This is a genomic window from Embleya sp. NPDC020886 (genome assembly GCF_044333915.1).
Taxonomy (GTDB): domain Bacteria; phylum Actinomycetota; class Actinomycetes; order Streptomycetales; family Streptomycetaceae; genus Embleya.
In genome coordinates this window covers 16,116-33,396 of record NZ_JBIRRX010000023.1, presented here as the reverse complement: position 1 = coordinate 33,396, position 17,281 = coordinate 16,116, and the positions used below count along the sequence as shown (strand labels likewise).

Here is a 17,281-nt window from a genome sequence, read left to right as displayed (position 1 = left end):
CTCATGAGACGTATCCACGCGTATGCGGCGCTCATGGCCGCCTGCATGATCGTCACCGCCGGATGTACCGGCAAGAGCACCGATGGTTCGGGGAACGGCGGCGGTTCCGGCGCCGACAAATACACGGTCCTGACGCCCGCGGCGTCGCGTGACATCGACAGGGTCGTCTGGAACCTCCCTTACGGCGAACCGGCATCGGTGGACTGGGCGAAGGCCTACAGCTACTCCGAGAACACCGTCGTCGCCAACATGTGCGAGGGCCTCTACCGCCTGACTCCCGACTTCAAGGTCGTACCCGCGCTCGCGGAGTCCACGACCAACCCCGACCCGAACACTTACGTCTACAAGATCCGGCAGGGCGTCACCTTCTGGGACGGCTCGCCGCTGACGGCCGACGACGTGGTCTACAGCCTGAGCCGGCACCTCGACCCCGACGGCGGCTCCTTCTGGGCGACGTACTACGACAAGGTCGAGTCGATCACCAAGACCGCTCCCGACCAGGTCACCGTGAAGCTCAAAGAGCCCGACGCCATGTTCGACCGCTGGATGGCAACACCCGCGGGCAACATCGGCAGCGCGGCCTACACCAAGGCGGCCGGCGAGAAGTTCGGCACGGCCGACGGCGGGCTCATGTGCACCGGCCCGTTCAAGCTCCAGTCCTGGACGAGCGGCAAGTCGATCACCATGGTCCGCAACGACGCGTACTGGGGGCACAAGGCCAAGGCCAAAACCTTCGAGTTCTCCTTCGTCGTCGACGAGGCCGCGGCCACCAACGCCCTGCTGACCGGGGATATCGACGGCACCTATGACGTGCCTCTGTCCGGCCTGGCGCAACTGCGCACCGGCGGCGCGGGAGCGCTGTACCTGGGCAAGACGCAGGCGACGCTGACGCTGCTGCCCAGCGAGAAGAAGTCGCCCCTCCAGAACCCGAAGATCCGGCAGGCGCTGCGCCTGGCGATCGACTACAAGGGCATTGTCGAGCAGATCTACAAGGGCACAGCCGTCCCGCTGCGCGCCTACGTCGGCCCAGGCACCTGGGGCTACGCGCCCGAGGCGTATTCCGCCGCCTACAACGCGCTGCCGGAGGCGCGGACCGACATCGAGGCGGCCAAGAAGCTCGTCCAGGAAGCCGGTTCGCCCAAGGAAGAGATCGTCATCGCCGCGGTCTCCGACTTCCCGCTCTACTCGCAGATGGCCACCGTCGTCCAGGACGCGGGCAAGAAGATCGGGCTCAACGTCCGGCTCCAGGGTTTCCCGACCTCGACGTACACCACGTTCTTCTTCGAGAAGGACGCGCGCAACCAGGTCGACGCGTTTTTCACCACCAACTACACCGACATTCCCGAGCCGCTGCAGATGTACGGCAGCTTCCGGGCCGGCGACTTCTACAACTTCGGCGGCTACGACAACGCCGAGGTCACCAAGAAGTTGAACGAGGCCGTACGGACCCCCGACGAGGCGGCCCGGGCCAAGCTGGTGATCGAGGTCCAGGCGCAGATCAACGCCGACTCCTCCGTGCTGCCGATCGTCGAACCGGCGAACCGGCTGTTCCTGGGCAAGCGGATCACCGGCGCCCCGGCATCGTTCGTCTACCTCTACTACCCGTGGGCAGCCGATGTCGGAGCTCGGTAAATTCTTGGCCCGCAAGCTGATCGGCCTGGTGTTGACTCTGTTCGCGGCGAGCTTCGTGGTGTTCGGTGCCACGTCGCTCGCCCCGGGCGATCCGATCGCAGTCCTCACCGGAGGACGGCCGGTCGCCCCGGACACCCTGGCCTCGCTGCGCGCGCACTATCACCTGGACGACCCGTTCCTCAGCCGGTACTGGCAATGGCTGACCGACCTGCTGCACGGCGACCTGGGGCGGTCGATCATCAACGGGCAGGACGTCGTGGACCTGATCGGCTCCAGGATGCAGACGACGGTGCTGCTTGTCGGCTACGCGACGCTGCTCATCCTGACCGCGGGGATCACGCTGGGCCTGGTCGCCGCGCTCCGCAAGGGGCCGATCGACAAGGCGATCATGCTGGTGACCACGGCCGGCATGGCCGTACCCAGCTTCCTCACCGCGATCGTGCTGATCATCGTCTTCGCCACCGGACTGGGCTGGTTCCCCGTCTTCGGCCCGGGCGACGGCCTCGCGGACGAGCTCTGGCACCTCACCCTGCCGGCGATCGCGCTCGCAGTCTCCGCCACCGCGCTGGTCGCCCGGCTGACCCGGGCGGCCATCCGCGAGGAGTTGGGCAAGGAGCACGTGGAGACGGCGGTCAGCCGGGGCATCCCGCGCCGGCTGGTCATCCGCCGGCATGTGCTGCGCAACGCGCTCGTCCCGATCACGACGGTCTCCGGGCTGACCGTCGCCGGCCTCGTGGTGGGGTCGCTGGTCGTGGAACGCGCCTTCACCCTCAACGGGGTCGGCGCGTTCCTGATCGAGTCGGTCGCCAAGTCCGACTTCCCGGTGATCCAGGCGATCGTCCTGCTGTTCGTCGCCACGTTCGTGATCCTCAACACCGTCGTCGACGTGCTCTACAGGCTCATCGACTCCCGGATCGACCCAGGGGGCCGGACATGACCGCAATTGCGCTACCAGGCAAGGCTGCCGGACGTTCCGGGGCCGTCGCCCTCGGCATCGTGCTCCTGCTCGCCGTAGTCGGACTGCTGGCCCCCTGGCTGGCGCCGCACGACCCGGACGCCATCAACCTGATGGACGCCTTCCAGGGGAGTTCGGCCGAGCACCTGCTCGGCACCGACGCGTCGGGCCGTGACCTCGCCTCCCGGTTGATCTGGGGCGCGAGGTCCAGCCTGGCCGGACCGCTGCTGGTCGTCGTGCTCGCCACCGTGCTCGGCGTGGTCATCGCGGTCGCGTCGGCCTGGCGCGGCGGATGGCTGGACGCAGTGGTCTCGCGGTGCCTGGACGTGCTGTTCGCCTTCCCGGGCGTGCTCCTGGCGATCCTGGTCGTCGCGTTGTTCGGCGCCGGCCTGACCGTCGCCGTCGCGGCACTGGCGATCTCGTACGTGCCGTACATCGCCCGCATCGTCCGCGGCGCGGCGCTGAGCGAGCGGAGCCGGCCGTACATCATGGCGCTGACGATCCAGGGGGTCAGCGGGTTCGCCATCTGCCGGCGGCACCTGATCCCCAACCTGATGCCGCTGATCCTCGCGCAGTCCACGCTGACGTTCGGCTACGCGATGGTCGACCTGGCCGCGATCTCTTTCCTCGGCCTCGGCGTGCAGCCGCCGACCGCGGACTGGGGCGTGATGGTGGCCTCGGGCCAGCCGTCCATCATTCAGGGCTTCCCGCAGGAATGCCTGTACGCCGGCGCGCTGATCGTGGTCGTGGTGGCCGCGTTCAACCTGCTCGGCGACCGCCTGGACGAATGGACCCGGTGATGCTGGAGATCAAGAACCTGCGGGTGCGGCTGCGCGTCGAAGGCGAGCAGCGCACCGTCATCCACGACGCGTCGCTCACGATCGGCGCGGGCGAAGCCTTCGGCCTGATCGGCGAGTCCGGATCGGGCAAGTCGATGACCGCCCGGGCGGTGGCGCGTCTGCTGCCCGAAGGCGCGGAATGCATTGGGGAGATCGCCTTCGACGGGAAGGCGGTGCTTGCGCTCCCGGCGGACGAGCTGCGGCAGTACCGCGCCGCCGACGTCGCGATGATCTTCCAGGATCCCCGGGCGTCCATCAATCCGGTGCGTACCGTGGGCGACTTCCTCACCGAGGGAGCCAGAACCAACTTCGGCATGCGGCGGCGCGAGGCCGAGGACAAGGCGGTCGCCCTGCTCGCCGAGGTCGGCATCGCCGACGGCGGCCGGCGGCTGCGCCAGCATCCGCACCAGCTCTCCGGCGGCCTGCTGCAACGCGTCATGATCGCCTCGGCGCTCATGGGCGACCCGAAGCTGCTGCTGGCCGACGAGCCCACGACCGCGCTGGACGTGACGACCCAGTCCGAGGTCATGGGCATCCTGCACCGGCTGCGCGCCGACCACGGCGTGGCGATGCTGTTCATCACCCACGACCTGGAACTCGCGGGCGCCGTGTGCGACCGGATCGGCGTGATGTACGCCGGTTCGATCGTCGAGACGCTGTCCTCGGCAGAGCTCCACGAGACGGCACGCCACCCCTACACCCGCGGGCTCCTGACCTCGCGCCCCAGCCTGACCGCGACCGCCCGGCGGCTGCCGGTCATCGCGGGCAAGCCGCTGTCGGCGTTCGAGGTGGAGGACGGATGCGCGTTCGAACCGCGATGCCCGCACGCGATCGCCCAATGCCGGGAGACCGCGCCCGACTTCGTCGACGGCGTGCGCTGCCATCGGGCGGGAGAGTTGTCATGACACCGATCCTCGAGGCGCACGGGTTGCGCAAGACGTTCGGCGCGAACGTCGCCGTCGCGGACGTGTCGTTCGCGCTGGCCCGCGGCGGCTCACTGGGCATCGTCGGCGAGTCCGGCTCGGGTAAGACCACGACGGCACGCATGCTGGTCGGACTCGAGACGCCCACTGACGGGCGGATCGTCTTCAACGGCGAGCCGCTGGGGCGAGCGCGATCCACCGCGCGGCGGCGGGAGCGCGCCCGAAAGATCCAGATGGTGTTCCAGGACCCGTACAGCTCACTCGACCGGCGTCAGACCATCGCGTCCTGCCTGGACGAGGTCCTCAGGGTGCACTTCCCGATGTCGGCGGAGCAGCGGGCCGCCCGGGTGAGCGAACTCGCCGACCTGGTGGGCCTGGACGACCGCATGCTCCGGGGTCGCCCCGGTGCGCTGTCGGGCGGGCAACGACAGCGCGTGGCCATCGCGCGAGCCTTGGCCGCCGAGCCGGAGGTACTCATCCTCGACGAGGCCGTCGCGGCGCTCGACGTCTCGATCCAGGCCCAAGTGCTGAACCTGCTCGCCGACATCCGCGAACGCACGTCCATCAGCTACATCCTCATCTCGCACGACCTGGCCGTCGTCCGCCAGATCACCGAGGAGGCCATCGTCATGTACCAGGGTGCCGTTGTGGAAAGCGGCCCGACGGCCAAGATCCTCGACGAGCCGCAGCACGAATACACGCGGCGGCTGCGCGCCAGTGTCCCGGGACCGGGCTGGGTGCCGGGCAAGGCCCTCGCATCGGGAGGCGCCGCGTGATCGGGCACCCCGTACCACCGGTGGACTGGCAGGCTCGCACCGGCGGCAGTGCGATCTACGCGGGAGACCTCGCGCTGCCCGGCATGCTGATCGGCGGCGTGCTGCGCAGTCCGCACCCGCACGCCCGGATCACGTCGATCGACGTCTCGGCGGCCGTCGCGCTGTCGGGCGTGGCGTGCGTGCTGACCGCCGACGACCTGCCGGACCGCCGCTACCTGGACTACGGCGGACCGTACGCGGACCGGTACCCGTTGGCCCGGGACGTCGTGCGACACGTGGGCGAGCCCGTCGCGATCGTCGCGGCCCAGACGCGCGAACAGGTGGACCGGGCACTGGCCTTGATCAAGGTCGGGTACCGGCGGCTGCGGGCGGCGCCGACGGTGGCCGACGCGCTCGCCTCGGGCGCGCCGTCGATCCACCCGGGCGGCAACCTCGCCTCCGAGACCCGGCAGAGCCACGGCGACATCACCGCCGGCCGTCGCGCGGCCGTGCATGTCGTCAAGGGCCGATACGTCTCGCCGAAACAGGCCCACGCGATCATGGAGCCGCACACCGTCGTCGCGCACTGGACCGGCGAGCGACTGGAGATGTGGGCGCCGTCCCAAGGCCCCCGCGCCATCCACGCCGACCTGGCGCACGTGCTTGGACTCGACCCCGAGCAGGTGCACCTCAACGAGGTGGCGGTCGGCGGCGACTTCGGATCTCGCGTCGACATCTCGCACCTGGAGTCGTTGGCCGCGTCCCTGAGCATGAAGACCGGGCGACCCGTGCGCCTGGGCCACGACCGCGAAGAGGAGTTCGCGTTCACCAAGTCCCGCCAATCCTGGGACATGGAACTGGAGTTCGGTGCGGATGCCAACGGCGCGGTCACCTACCTGGCCGCGGACTTCGTCAGCGACAACGGCGCCTACAACATGGCCGGGCCCAGCGAGATCCACTACGGGGCAAGCGCGCTCGGGTCCGCGTACCGGGTACGCGGCTACGAGGCGCACGGGCGCTGCGTGTACACCAACAAACAGCCCCCGTCGTCGTTCCGCGGCGCGGGCGGCTACCCGCCCAACTTCGGCCTGGAGATCATCGCCGACGAACTCGCCGACGCGGTGGGCATGGACCCCATCGACTTCCGAATCAAGAACGCGGTCGGCGAACCCGGCGAGACCGCGGTCACCGGATGGCACGTCAAGTCCTCCCGGCTTGTGGAATGCCTGGAGACCGTGCGCCGGGAGATCGACTGGGACGCCAAGCGCGCGGCGGCCGGCTCCGGGCGCGGGGTCGGGGTCGCGGCGACCATCCACGTCACCGGGCTGCGGAGGGAGGGCATGGTCGAGTCCGGCGCCGCGGTGGACATCCTCGGCGACGGCCGGGTCCGCCTGCGGACCGGCGTCGGCGATCCCGGAACCGGTCAGAAGACCATGCTCGCCCAGGTGGTCGCCCACGAACTCGGCGTCGAGCTCGACCGGGTGGAGTTGGTGACCACCGACACCGAGCGCACGCCGCACGACACCGGCGCGGGCGCCTCGCGCGGCACGTTCGTGTCGGCCCACGCGGTCGGCAAGGCCGCACGTGCCGCCGCCGCCGCGCTGCGCGACTTGGCGGCGGCCAAGTTCGCGTGCGATCCGGGCGAGGTGACCCTCGCCGACGGGCAGGCGACCGGTCCGGGAGGCGGCCTGCCCATCGGTGACCTGGTCGAGGTCCTGGAGGGGGAACTGAGCGTCGAGACCGAGTACGTCGGCGACTTCGAGGACGACGACGGCACAGGCGGCGGCGACATCTCCGCCACGTATTCGTTCGCCGCCCACGCGGTCGAGGTCGACGTGGACCGGGCGACCGGCGCGGTCACCGTCGTCAAGGTCGTCGCCGCGCACGACTCCGGCCGGATCCTGAACCCGTTGACCGCGCGTGGCCAGGTCGAGGGCGGTGTCGTCATCGGCCTCGGCGCCGTGCTCGGCGAGGAACTGATCTTCGAGGGCGGGCGGGTGGTCAACTCCGGCTACGCCGACTACGCGATGCCCAGGGCCGCCGACGTGCCCGAGATCGACGTGCACTTCGTGGGCTCCGACGATCGGATCGGCCCCTACGGGGCCAAGGGTCTGGCCGAGATCACGCTGTTGCCCACGGGCGCGGCGCTCGTCAACGCGGTCGGCCACGCGCTCGGCACCCGTGTGCGGGAGACACCGCTGACGCCCGATCGGATCCTGGGAGCGCTCGGCCGAAGCACCCCGGTCCGGCCGGTGTGGCGCAGGCCGAACCGCTGGTGGGTCGGCGCGATCCGATGGGCCTACCCCAGGGGCCTGCACGCGGTCCTGCACCGATTCGGCACCCGCTTGGCCCGGCCGCCGCGGACCGGCCCGATCGACGCCGTCCACCAACCGTCCACCGTCGCCGAGGCCGCGACGCTGTTGGCCGCGAACAAGACGGCGAAGGTCATCGCCGGCGGCACCGACCTGCTGGTCGCGCGAAAGCAGCGGCTGGTGGCCCCCGAGGTGTTGGTCGACCTCACCCGCGTCCCCGGACTCGGGCGCGTCGTGGTCGACGAGGCGGGCGACCTGCACGTGGGCGCGGCCGTCACGCTGGCCGAACTGGAGCGGTCCGACGCCGTCGGCGCGGCGCTGCGGGACACGGCCCGGCAGATCGCCTCGACGCAGATCCGCGGCATGGCGACCGTGGCGGGCAACCTCCTCCAGGACAAGCGCTGCTGGTTCTACCGTCACGGGTTCGACTGCTACAAGCGCAGCGGACCCGCGTCACCGTGCTACGCGGTCCTGGGCGACCACCGGTTCCACCACGCGGTCATCGACGGTCATCGCTGCCAGGCGGTGACCCCGTCCGACCTCGCGACCACCCTCACCGCGCTGGACGCCGTGGTGCGCACGCAGACCCGCGCCCTTCCCGTCGCCGAGTTGTACAGCGGCCCCGGGGAGACGGTGATCGGCCGGGACGAGATCGTCATCGCCCTACGGGTGCCGGCCGCCGCGCGCCGACGCACGACGGTCTTCGCGAAGTCCCGACTGTGGGACGGCGGATTCGCGACCGTCTCGGCGGCGGTGTCGATTGCCGCGGATCGCTCGCAATGCCGGGTCGTGCTCGGTGGCGTGGCCCCGGTGCCGTATCGCGCCCACGAGGTCGAACGCCTCGTCCTGGCCGGCGCGGCGCCCGAGCACGCGGCCGGCGCGTGGACGCGCGATGCGCACCCGTTGCGCGACAACGCCTGGAAACTCGACGCCGGGACGGGCCTGTTGACCCGTCTCCTGGAGGAAGCATGCGCCTGATGGTCAACGGCACCCCGCACGAGGTAGACGCCTCGCCCGGGGACCGCCTGCTCGACGTGATCCGCGGGCCGCTCGGCCTGACCGGCACCAAGGAGGCCTGCGGCGTCGGGGAATGCGGGGCGTGCACGGTGCTGGTGGACGGCCGAGCCGTCGTGTCCTGCCTGACCCTGGCCGTCCGTGTCTCGGGCGAGGTGACCACGGTCGAGGGCGTGGCCGAGGCCGCCCCGGGGCTGTGCCGCGCGTTCGCCGAAGAAGGCGGGTTCCAGTGCGGGTTCTGCACGCCCGGCCAGGTGGTAGCCGCGTATGGCGGGGCGGACCCGTCCGGCAACATCTGCCGCTGTACCGGCTACGCCGGCATCCTGCGCGCCAGGGAGTCGGCATGCTCCTGAATCCCACGGAACGCGACCGGCTCCTGCTGTTCACCGCCGCCGAACTCGCCCGCGCCCGCCGCGCGCGCGGGCTGCGCCTCAACGTCCCGGAGGCAACGGCGCTCATTGCCGACACCGTGGCGGAAGCCGCCCGCGACGGACTGCGGCTCGCGGAAGCGATCGCGGCGGGCAGGACGCTGCTGGGGCCCGACGACGTGCTGCCCGGTGTCGTGGACGTCGTCTTCGAGGTCCAGGTCGAGGCCGTGTTCGACGACGGAACCCGGCTCGCCGTCGTCACCGATCCGTTCGGCGTCGAGGGCGGATCCTGGGTCGAGGAGGCCGAGCAGGACCCGGTCGTGTACGACAACGTCGTGTCCGTCTCGGTGACGAACTCCGCGACGGTGCCCATCAGCGTGACGTCGCATTTCCACTTCTTCGAGGTCAACCCGAGGCTGCGGTTCGACCGGGCTGAGGCGTACGGCAGACGCCTGGCGATACCCGCCGGCGCCACCGTCCGCTTCGATCCCGGCACGAGCCGGACGGTCGACCTGGTCCCGATCGGCGGGGAGCGCGTGGTGATCGGCTTCGCCGGCCTCGTGGACGGGCCGCTGGACGCGCCCGGCGCGTTCGAACAGGCCCTGGCGAAGGCACTGGCCTGCGGATACATGGAGGAGGAACAGTGATCCACGGCCCCCGCAAAGGCGACCGCGTCCGGCTGGGCGACTCCGGGCTCGTCGTGGAGGTGGAACACGACTCGCAGCGGCCCGGCGACGAATTCCTCGCGGGCTTCGGCAAGACCGCCCGCGACGGCCTGCACCTGAGGGCCAGGGGTACCTCGTGCGACCTGGTCATCAGCAACGTCCTGATCCTCGACCCGGTGGCCGGGATACGCACCGCCTCGATCGGGATCACCGACGGGCGGATCAGCGCGATCGGCCGCGCCGGCAACCCGGACACCCTCGACGGCGTGGACGTCGTCACCGGGACCGGCACGACGATCATTTCCGGAGAGGGATTGATCGCCACCGCCGGAGCGATCGACACCCACGTCCACCTGATGTCGCCACGGATCATGGAAGCGTCGCTGGCATCCGGCGTCACCACCATCATCGGGCAGGAGTTCGGCCCGGTGTGGGGCGTCGGGGTGAACTCCCCCTGGGCTCTGCGGCACGCCTTCGGCGCCTTCGACGCGTGGCCGGTCAACATCGGATTCCTGGCCCGCGGATCCGCTTCCGACCCGGAGTCCCTGGTCCGCGCACTTCGGGAGGGCGGCGCGTGCGGGTTCAAGGTGCACGAGGACATGGGCGCGCACTCGCGCGCCCTGGACACCGCGCTGACCGTCGCCGAGGAATACGACGTCCAGGTGGCCCTGCACACCGACGGCCTCAACGAGAGCCTGTCGGTCGCGGACACCCTGGCCGTTCTCGACGGACGCACGATCCACGCCTTCCACATCGAGGGCTGCGGCGGCGGCCACGTCCCGGACGTGTTGCGCCTGGCCGGCGAGCCCAACGTGATCGGCTCGTCGACCAATCCGACGCTGCCGTTCGGCCGCGATGCGCTCGCCGAGCACTTCGACATGATCGTGTCCTGCCACGGACTCAAGACCGAACTGCCGTCCGACGTGGTCATCGCGCGCGACCGCATTCGGGCCGGGACCATGGGCGCCGAGGACATGCTGCACGAGCTCGGCGTCATCCCGATCACGTCGTCGGACGCGCAGGGCATGGGGCGCGCGGGCGAGACCGTGCGCCGCACGCTGCAACTCGCGGCCAAGATGCGCGGCGGCGAGACCGACGGCCACGACAACGACCGTGTGCTGCGCTACCTCGCCAAGCTCACCATCAACCCGGCCATCGCGCACGGCCTCGCACACGAGATCGGGTCGATCGAGACGGGCAAGATGGCCGACATCGTGCTGTGGGAGCCCGCCTACTTCGGCGCGAAGCCGCAACTCGTCCTGAAGTCGGGTTTCCCCGCATACGGCGTCACCGGCGACCCGAACGCCGCCGTGGAGAGCGCCGAACCGCGGGTGCTCGGCCCGCAGTTCGGTGCGCACGGCGCCACACCTGCGGAGATCTCCGTCGCGTTCGTCAATCAGGGGTTCATCGGCTCCGATCTCCTGCCCACGCGGCGGCGAAGGGTCGCGGTGCAAGGAACACGCGGTATCGGGCTTCCCGACATGGTGCTGAACCGGCGTACCGGCGCGGTCCGCGTCGAGTCCACCACCGGACGGGTCACTCTGGACGGTATGCCGATCCACAGCGACGCCGTCGACTCGGTCCCCCTCAATCGCCTCTACTTCCTGTGAGTGCAAGCATGAGCAAGCGTGTGGCCTTGGTGACCGGCGGCTCGTCCGGCATCGGACGGGCGATCGTGGCGGATCTGACCGCACACGGCTACGACGTGGTGGTGCTGGATCGGGAGCAGCCGGACGGCGACATCGGCGGGGCCGGCTTCGTCCTCGGCGACGTCACCAGCCCGGACGACAACCAGCGCGCCGTCGACACCGCCCTCAACCGGTACGGCGCGCTGCACCTGCTGGTCGGCAACGCCGGGATCCACGACGGCGAGGTGCGGCTGCTCGACCGGTCCGGGGCCGAACTGGCCGCGCTGACCCGGCGGGTGCTCGACGTGGACGTCGTCGGCTACCTGCTGGCCGCCCGAGCCGCCGCCGAGGCGCTGACCACATCACGCGGCACGATGGTGTTCACCCTGTCCGACGCTTCGTTCATGGTCGCTTCGGACCTGGGGGCCGGCATCGCCTACACCGCCGCCAAGCATGCCGCCCTCGGTCTGGTGCGCCATCTCGCCGCGGATCTGGCACCGCATGTCCGCGTGAACGCCGTTGCTCCCAGCGGCATTGTGACCGGACTGCGGGAGGTGGACGGTGTGGAGCTGTTCGCCGAGAACCCCGACGCCATGCGCGAGGAGATTCGCAGCCAGAACCCCCTGGGCGTGGTCCTCAGCGCGGCCCAACTCGCCCCGCTGTACCGCTTCCTGGCCTCGGACGAGGCCTGCGGCATGACCGGCGAAGTCCTGCGCCCCGACGGAGGGTTGTCGGTCCGCTGACTTCCGCGAGGTGCCGTGGAGCCTCGCGGTTCGCCGCCGTGACCCCGAACGGCGCGCCGCCCGTGGGTCGGACGCCGCACGCCCCGGTGCCCTCGAATCCGAACCCCGTGATCGACCCGGATCCATCCTGAGCCTTCCCGAACAACCCCGAACCACCCCGAAAGCTCTGAACCAGGCAAGGACCGCACATGCCCGAGCGGCAGACCGCACGCGACCTCATAGCGTCGATACTCGACCCCGACTCCTGGGCGTCCTGGGACACGCCGATCGTCTCCGCCGGGCTCGACGCGGCGTACGACTGCGAACTGACGGAAGCACGTCTCAAGACCGGTGTCGACGGCGCGGTGCTGACCGGCGAGGGCCGCATCCATGGGCGGCGAATCGCCCTGCTGGTCAGCGAGTTCCGCTTCCTGGGAGGGTCCATCGGCGTGCGCGAAGCCCAACGCATCGTCGACGCGCTCGAGCGCGCGACACGTGCGGGGCTCCCCGTTCTGGCCCTCCCGGCCTCGGGAGGAACGCGAATGCAGGAAGGGACGCCCGCCTTCGTCCACATGGCCGACATCTGCGCGGCCGTGGTCCGCCACAAGCGCGTCGGCCTGCCGTACCTGGTCCACCTGCGCCACCCCACCACCGGCGGCGTGATGGCCTCGTGGGGCGCACTCGGCCACATCACGACCGCCGAACCCGGTGCCCTCCTCGGCTTCCTCGGCCCCCGCGTCTTCGAAACGCTCACCGGGACCGCCTTCCCGGCCGACGTGCAGACCGCAGAGAACCTCTTCGCCCACGGACTGGTCGACGCCGTCGTACCGGCGACCCGACTGGCCGACTTGGTCTCGCGGATCGTCCGCCTCAACGACATCACGCCCGCCGGCCGCCCGTGCCCGCCCGGCGATCACCCCACCCCCGCGGTCGACGCCTGGGACGCGATCCGACGCACCCGGCGGCGCGGACGCCCGGGACTGCGTCAACTCGTCGACCGCGCCGAGGACGTCGTCCCGCTCAACGGCACCGGCCACGGCGAGCGCGAACCGTCGATGTACCTCGGGCTCATGCGCTTCGGCAACGCGTCGTGCGTGGTCGTCGGGCACGACCGCACCGCCGAAGCGGAGTCCGGTCCGGCCGGCCCCGCCGGACTCCGCACCGCGCGTCGCGGGATGCGCCTGGCCGAGGAACTGGGCCTGCCGCTGCTCACCGTGATCGACACCGCCGGAGCGGCCCTGTCGGTGGCGGCGGAGGAAGGCGGACTCGCCAGGGAGATCGCGGCCTGCCTTGCCGAACTGACCACCCTGCGAACCCCCACGGTGTCCCTCCTCCTCGGTCGGGGCACCGGTGGCGGCGCACTGGCACTCCTCCCGGCGGACCGCGTCCTCGCCGCACAAAACGCCTGGGTCGCACCGCTGCCTCCCGAAGGAGCCAGCGCCATCGTGCACGGGCACCCGCTGTACGCGGCCGACATGAGCCGCGCCCAGAGGGTCGGTGCGGAACACCTCCTCGCGTCCGGGACGGTCGATCGGATCATCCCCGAGAGCCCCGACGCGTGCGATGCCCCGCACACCTTCATGGCGAACCTCCGCGTGGTCGTGGAGGCGGAACTGTCCGCCGCGGTCCAGGCGGGATACGACACCGAGCGCCGCACCGCCCGTTCTCGCGGCACGGAAGCGACACACGCGGCCGCCGGTGGCCGAACACCCCGCTGAGCAGGACCGCCGCTGTTGTCGTCCGACATCCGGGGAAGGGCCGATGAAACGTGCGTCACTTGAGTAGCGAACTCGAAGCGTGGTACCGCACCGGAGCGACGTTCGCGCTCGCCACCGTCGTGTCGACACTGCGCAGCGCACCTCGCGAAGTCGGTGCCGTCATGGCCGTGTCGTCGGACGGCACGGCCCTCGGCAGCGTGTCCGGCGGCTGCGTCGAGGGCGCGGTCTACGAACTCGCCCGCGAGGTGATCGAGACCGGCCGTGCGCAGACCGCGAGCTACGGCGTGAGCGACGAGGACGCGCTCATGGCCGGACTGACCTGCGGGGGCACGCTCGAGGTGTTCGTCGAACCGGTGGACACCCTGCGCTACCGGGAGTTCCCCGCCGTACTCGCCGCCCTGCGCGACGACGGCGACCCGGTCGCCGTCGCCACCGTCATCGCAAGCCCCGACAGCCGCCGCATCGGCCATCACGTACTCTCCGGCGGCGTGGGCCCGTTGGCCGCCCTCGCCGACCGCATGCTCGCCGCCGGCAAGACCGGCGTCGTGCACACAACGGACGGACACGAGACCGTCTTCGTCCGCAGCCACCTGCCGCGCCCCCGCCTGCTGGTCTTCGGCTCGAACGACTACGCCAGCGCCGTCGCCGCCGTCGGGTCCTTCACCGGCTTCCGGGTCACGGTCTGCGACGCCCGCGCCGTCTTCGCGACGCAGGACCGCTTTCCGCACGTCGACGAACTCGTCGTCGAATGGCCGGACCGCTACCTCGCGCGTACGCACACCGACCGCCGAACCGCTGTCTGCGTCCTGACCCACGACCCCAAATTCGACGTACCTGTGCTCGCCCGCGCCCTGCGCCTGCCCGTCGCCTACACCGGAGCCATGGGCAGCCGCCAGGCACACCGGGACCGCCTCGACCGACTTCGCCAGGCAGGCGTGACACCCGGGGAACTCACCCGCCTCCACTCACCCATCGGCCTCGACCTCGGCGCCCGCACCCCGCAACAGACCGCCATCGCGATCCTCGCCGAAATCATCAGCGCGACCCAAGGAGGCACCGGCGCTCATCTGTCCCACACCACCGGTCGAATCCGCCGAGACGGAGCCACGGCGAGCTGATTTCCGGGGCCGCATCGTGGGCCGAGGACGCACAGCGGAACACGGTTTTCCTTATGACGGGCGCGGACAGATGGCGAGATGGAGATCCGCGCGGCGTGTGATTCGGGCGGATATCCTGCGGGGTCATCCCGGGAGGGAACGGGAGGGCGGGAGCCCGGCTTACGTGCCGACGGTAGGGGTGCCCGCGTCGATGCCGAGCATTTCGGCGGAGAGGACCACTTCGTCCATGGCGCTGGTCGCCACGATGTGACCCTCGGTCGCCAGGATCCGGTCGAAGTTGGCCAGGTATTCGCCCGGCGTCGCGCTGCCGGGATCGGGGGAGAGGTAGCCGGGCGCCACTCCCAGGAAGACTCGCGCGGCGCGCCCCGCGCCCACGGTGAACGTCTCGCCGGTGCACGGGGCGTTCTCGTCCGCGAGCACCGCGACGAACGGCGCGACGTATTCGGCTTTGAAGAAATGTTCGAGGAGGCCCCGCAGTCCGTCGTCGGGGATCTCGGCGGTCAGCCGGGTGTACGCGGTCGGCATGATCGCGTTGACCTTGATGTCGTGGGCCGCGCCGTCCTGGGCGAGGGCCCGGGTCAGGCCCAGGACGCCGGCCTTTGCCGAGATGTAGTGGCTGGTGTGGGGGATGCCCAGGACCGATGTCGACGACGAGTTGACGACGCGTCCGTATCCCTGCGCTCGCATGATCGGCCATGCGGCGCGGATCATCTCGACGGTGCCCCAGTAGTGCACGTCGACCATGCGGCGGAACTCGGCGTCGGGGATGGCGTCGATCTCCCCGCCGCCGGAGATGCCCGCGTTGTTGACGAGGATGTCGACGCGGCCCCAGGTCTCGACGGCGGCGCCGATGACGCCCGCCGCGTCGACGGTGATGTCGCGGGTGTCCGCTTGCGCGGTGCCGCCCGCCGCGCGGATCTCGGAGGCCACCTGCTCGGCCGCGCCCGGGCCGTTCGCCCCGGCCGAGTCGTCGGCCGGCGGTTCGCCGTGGCTGCCGCCGCCGAGGTCGTTGACCAGGACGCGGGCGCCGAGCCGGGCGAGTTCGAGGGCGTAGCCGCGGCCGAGCCCGCCTCCGGCGCCGGTGACCACGGCGACGCGATTCTCGAAGTCCATGTCTGTCTCTTCCTGTGTCGACGGGCCTGTCGGTGGGTCGGTGTGCGGTCGCGCCGAGTGGCGCGGTGGCTCAGTGGACCGTGAGGCCGCCGTCGATGCTGACGATCTGGCCGGTCATGAAGCTGCCCGCGTCGGAGGCGAGCAGCAGGGCGAGACCGGTCATCTCCTCGGGGTCGGCCATGCGCTTGAGCGGGGCCGCTTTGGTCATGCGTTCCTGCATGTCGGGTGTCGTTTTGAGGACCATGTCAGTCTTGACGGTGCCGGGCGCCATCGCGTTGACGCGGACGTTGTGGACGGCGAGTTCGCCGGCCATCGTGCGGGTGAAGGCCACCAGCGCGGACTTGCCCGCCGCGTACAGGCCCTTGCCTTCGGCGCGCGTGAACACGGCGGCGCTCACCACGTTGACGACCGACGCGCGACCACTGGCGATCAGGTGCGGGAGCGCGTACTGGACCAGGAAGACCGGGCCGCGCAGGTTGACCGCGAACGACTTGTCCCAGGCTTCGGGGGTGATGTGCCCGACGGGCTGGGCGAGTTCGTTGGCGGCGTTGTTGACGATGATGTCCAGGCGCCCGAAGCGCGCCACGGTGGCATCGACGAGGGCCTCGAGCTGGTCGAGTTCGCCGAGGTGGGTGGCGACGGCCATGGCCTGCCCGCCGGCCGCCTCGATCTCCTCGGCCACGGTCTTGCAGGCGTCGGCCTTGCGGCCGGCGATCACGACCGCGGCACCGGCGCGGGCGTAGGCATGGGCGATGGCGCGGCCGATGCCGCGGCTGCCGCCGGTCACGATGGCCACGCGGCCGGTGAGGTCGAATCGGTCGGTCACGAGGTCACCTGTTCGTCGGTTGGTCCGGGGTCGGTGCGGGGTGCGGCGTCGAGGCCGGCCCCGGCGGCGGCGTCGCGCCAGCGTGCGGCGAACCGCTCCAGGAGCTCACCCAATTGCTCGCGTTCGGCGGGGTCCCAGTCGCGGACCGCCCAGGCGATGTCGGCGAGCCATGTGTCGCGCACCCGGGCGCGCAGACGCAGGCCGGCCTCGGTGACGCGGAGCAGGCTGGCCCTGCGGTCGGCGGGGTCCGGACCGCGCGCGACCAGCCCGGCGACCTCGAGCGGCCGGACCTGGCGGCTGGCCGTGGACTGGTCGACGCCGAGGCGCACCGCCAGTTCGCTGACGCCGAGGGAGCCTTCGCGTTCGAGGACGGACAGGATCGACAGTCCGGACTGGTGCAACTCGACGCCGGCGACCGCCAGCAGCCGGTTGCGGTAGCCGGGCAGCCGCGCCATGTCGGCCACTTGGCCGACGAACGCTTCGATCCGGCGCACGGCTCGTTCATCTGACATGGCGTCAGTTTTGCATGCATCAGTACATGGATACAAGGCATTCGGGATGATCGGATCCGACTTGCGGGCTCGGTCGCGGAGGTGCGGAGGGTGAATCGCGTCGGCGGGTGAGTCGCCTGAGGGGCGCGTGGGCGGTGTGCAACATATCCCGGGAATCCGGCTCCGGACGGGAACCGGAAAT

At 70.8% G+C, this 17,281-nt stretch carries 15 protein-coding genes; 12 read left to right on the top strand and 3 right to left on the bottom strand.

What is annotated here, in order from left to right; translation table 11 throughout:
* Positions 1–3: 3 nt before the first annotated feature.
* The 12 genes from ACH4U8_RS42765 (at position 4) to ACH4U8_RS42710 (ending at position 14,649) form a co-directional block, all read left to right on the top strand.
* Positions 4–1,632 (top strand): ABC transporter substrate-binding protein, encoded by a 1,629-nt coding sequence (locus ACH4U8_RS42765; protein WP_395783807.1) that lies wholly within the window; start codon positions 4–6, stop codon positions 1,630–1,632.
* On the top strand, positions 1,616–2,569 hold the full coding sequence (locus tag ACH4U8_RS42760) for an ABC transporter permease (protein ID WP_395783805.1): 954 nt from the start codon (positions 1,616–1,618) through the stop codon (positions 2,567–2,569). Before ACH4U8_RS42765 ends, ACH4U8_RS42760 begins: the two co-directional genes overlap by 17 nt.
* Entirely contained in the window at positions 2,566–3,387 is an 822-nt protein-coding gene (locus ACH4U8_RS42755) for an ABC transporter permease (protein WP_395783803.1), read from the top strand. The genes ACH4U8_RS42760 and ACH4U8_RS42755 overlap by 4 nt, the downstream gene beginning before the upstream one ends.
* Positions 3,387–4,331, top strand: a complete 945-nt coding sequence (locus ACH4U8_RS42750; protein ID WP_395783801.1) for an ABC transporter ATP-binding protein — start codon at positions 3,387–3,389, stop codon at positions 4,329–4,331. The genes ACH4U8_RS42755 and ACH4U8_RS42750 overlap by 1 nt, the downstream gene beginning before the upstream one ends.
* Positions 4,328–5,125 (top strand): ABC transporter ATP-binding protein, encoded by a 798-nt coding sequence (locus ACH4U8_RS42745; RefSeq protein ID WP_395783799.1) that lies wholly within the window; start codon positions 4,328–4,330, stop codon positions 5,123–5,125. Before ACH4U8_RS42750 ends, ACH4U8_RS42745 begins: the two co-directional genes overlap by 4 nt.
* Positions 5,122–8,394, top strand: coding sequence for a molybdopterin cofactor-binding domain-containing protein (locus tag ACH4U8_RS42740; RefSeq protein ID WP_395783797.1), 3,273 nt, complete (start codon positions 5,122–5,124; stop codon positions 8,392–8,394). The genes ACH4U8_RS42745 and ACH4U8_RS42740 overlap by 4 nt, the downstream gene beginning before the upstream one ends.
* A complete protein-coding gene (locus ACH4U8_RS42735) occupies positions 8,385–8,783 on the top strand; it encodes a (2Fe-2S)-binding protein (protein WP_395783795.1) in 399 nt (132 codons plus the stop codon). Before ACH4U8_RS42740 ends, ACH4U8_RS42735 begins: the two co-directional genes overlap by 10 nt.
* Entirely contained in the window at positions 8,774–9,445 is a 672-nt protein-coding gene (gene ureA / locus ACH4U8_RS42730) for an urease subunit gamma (protein ID WP_395783793.1), read from the top strand. The genes ACH4U8_RS42735 and ureA overlap by 10 nt, the downstream gene beginning before the upstream one ends.
* A complete protein-coding gene (locus ACH4U8_RS42725) occupies positions 9,442–11,073 on the top strand; it encodes an urease subunit alpha (protein ID WP_395783791.1) in 1,632 nt (543 codons plus the stop codon). Before ureA ends, ACH4U8_RS42725 begins: the two co-directional genes overlap by 4 nt.
* Positions 11,074–11,081: 8 nt before the next feature.
* Positions 11,082–11,834: an SDR family oxidoreductase gene (locus ACH4U8_RS42720; protein WP_395783789.1), complete on the top strand. Its 753-nt coding sequence runs from the start codon at positions 11,082–11,084 to the stop codon at positions 11,832–11,834.
* Positions 11,835–12,022: 188 nt separating this feature from the next.
* Positions 12,023–13,531 carry a carboxyl transferase domain-containing protein gene (locus ACH4U8_RS42715; RefSeq protein ID WP_395783787.1) on the top strand — a complete coding sequence of 503 codons (1,509 nt, stop codon included), beginning with the start codon at positions 12,023–12,025 and terminating at the stop codon, positions 13,529–13,531.
* A gap of 50 nt (positions 13,532–13,581) precedes the next feature.
* Complete coding sequence (locus ACH4U8_RS42710) at positions 13,582–14,649, top strand: XdhC family protein (RefSeq protein WP_395783785.1); 1,068 nt, start codon at positions 13,582–13,584, stop codon at positions 14,647–14,649.
* A 159-nt stretch (positions 14,650–14,808) separates the two neighbouring features.
* Here ACH4U8_RS42710 and ACH4U8_RS42705 read toward each other — a convergent pair whose 3' ends face one another.
* The 3 genes from ACH4U8_RS42705 to ACH4U8_RS42695 form a co-directional block, all read right to left on the bottom strand.
* A complete protein-coding gene (locus tag ACH4U8_RS42705; protein ID WP_395783783.1) occupies positions 14,809–15,762 on the bottom strand; it encodes an SDR family NAD(P)-dependent oxidoreductase in 954 nt (317 codons plus the stop codon).
* Positions 15,763–15,832: 70 nt separating this feature from the next.
* On the bottom strand, positions 15,833–16,588 hold the full coding sequence (locus ACH4U8_RS42700; protein ID WP_395783781.1) for an SDR family NAD(P)-dependent oxidoreductase: 756 nt from the start codon (positions 16,586–16,588) through the stop codon (positions 15,833–15,835).
* Positions 16,585–17,100 (bottom strand): MarR family winged helix-turn-helix transcriptional regulator, encoded by a 516-nt coding sequence (locus ACH4U8_RS42695; protein ID WP_395783779.1) that lies wholly within the window; start codon positions 17,098–17,100, stop codon positions 16,585–16,587. Before ACH4U8_RS42695 ends, ACH4U8_RS42700 begins: the two co-directional genes overlap by 4 nt.
* Positions 17,101–17,281: the final 181 nt, after the last annotated feature.

Bases quoted from the DNA above. Each gene is read 5' to 3' on its own strand.
- ACH4U8_RS42745 (WP_395783799.1), top strand. From the start codon at position 4,328: ATGACACCGATCCTCGAGGCGCACGGGTTGCGCAAGACGTTCGGCGCG.
- ACH4U8_RS42720 (WP_395783789.1), top strand. From the start codon at position 11,082: ATGAGCAAGCGTGTGGCCTTGGTGACCGGCGGCTCGTCCGGCATCGGA.
- ACH4U8_RS42755 (WP_395783803.1), top strand. From the start codon at position 2,566: ATGACCGCAATTGCGCTACCAGGCAAGGCTGCCGGACGTTCCGGGGCC.
- ACH4U8_RS42715 (WP_395783787.1), top strand. From the start codon at position 12,023: ATGCCCGAGCGGCAGACCGCACGCGACCTCATAGCGTCGATACTCGAC.
- ACH4U8_RS42765 (WP_395783807.1), top strand. From the start codon at position 4: ATGAGACGTATCCACGCGTATGCGGCGCTCATGGCCGCCTGCATGATC.
- ACH4U8_RS42735 (WP_395783795.1), top strand. From the start codon at position 8,385: ATGCGCCTGATGGTCAACGGCACCCCGCACGAGGTAGACGCCTCGCCC.
- ACH4U8_RS42705 (WP_395783783.1), bottom strand. From the start codon at position 15,762: ATGGACTTCGAGAATCGCGTCGCCGTGGTCACCGGCGCCGGAGGCGGG.
- ACH4U8_RS42750 (WP_395783801.1), top strand. From the start codon at position 3,387: ATGCTGGAGATCAAGAACCTGCGGGTGCGGCTGCGCGTCGAAGGCGAG.
- ureA (WP_395783793.1), top strand. From the start codon at position 8,774: ATGCTCCTGAATCCCACGGAACGCGACCGGCTCCTGCTGTTCACCGCC.
- ACH4U8_RS42695 (WP_395783779.1), bottom strand. From the start codon at position 17,100: ATGTCAGATGAACGAGCCGTGCGCCGGATCGAAGCGTTCGTCGGCCAA.
- ACH4U8_RS42760 (WP_395783805.1), top strand. From the start codon at position 1,616: ATGTCGGAGCTCGGTAAATTCTTGGCCCGCAAGCTGATCGGCCTGGTG.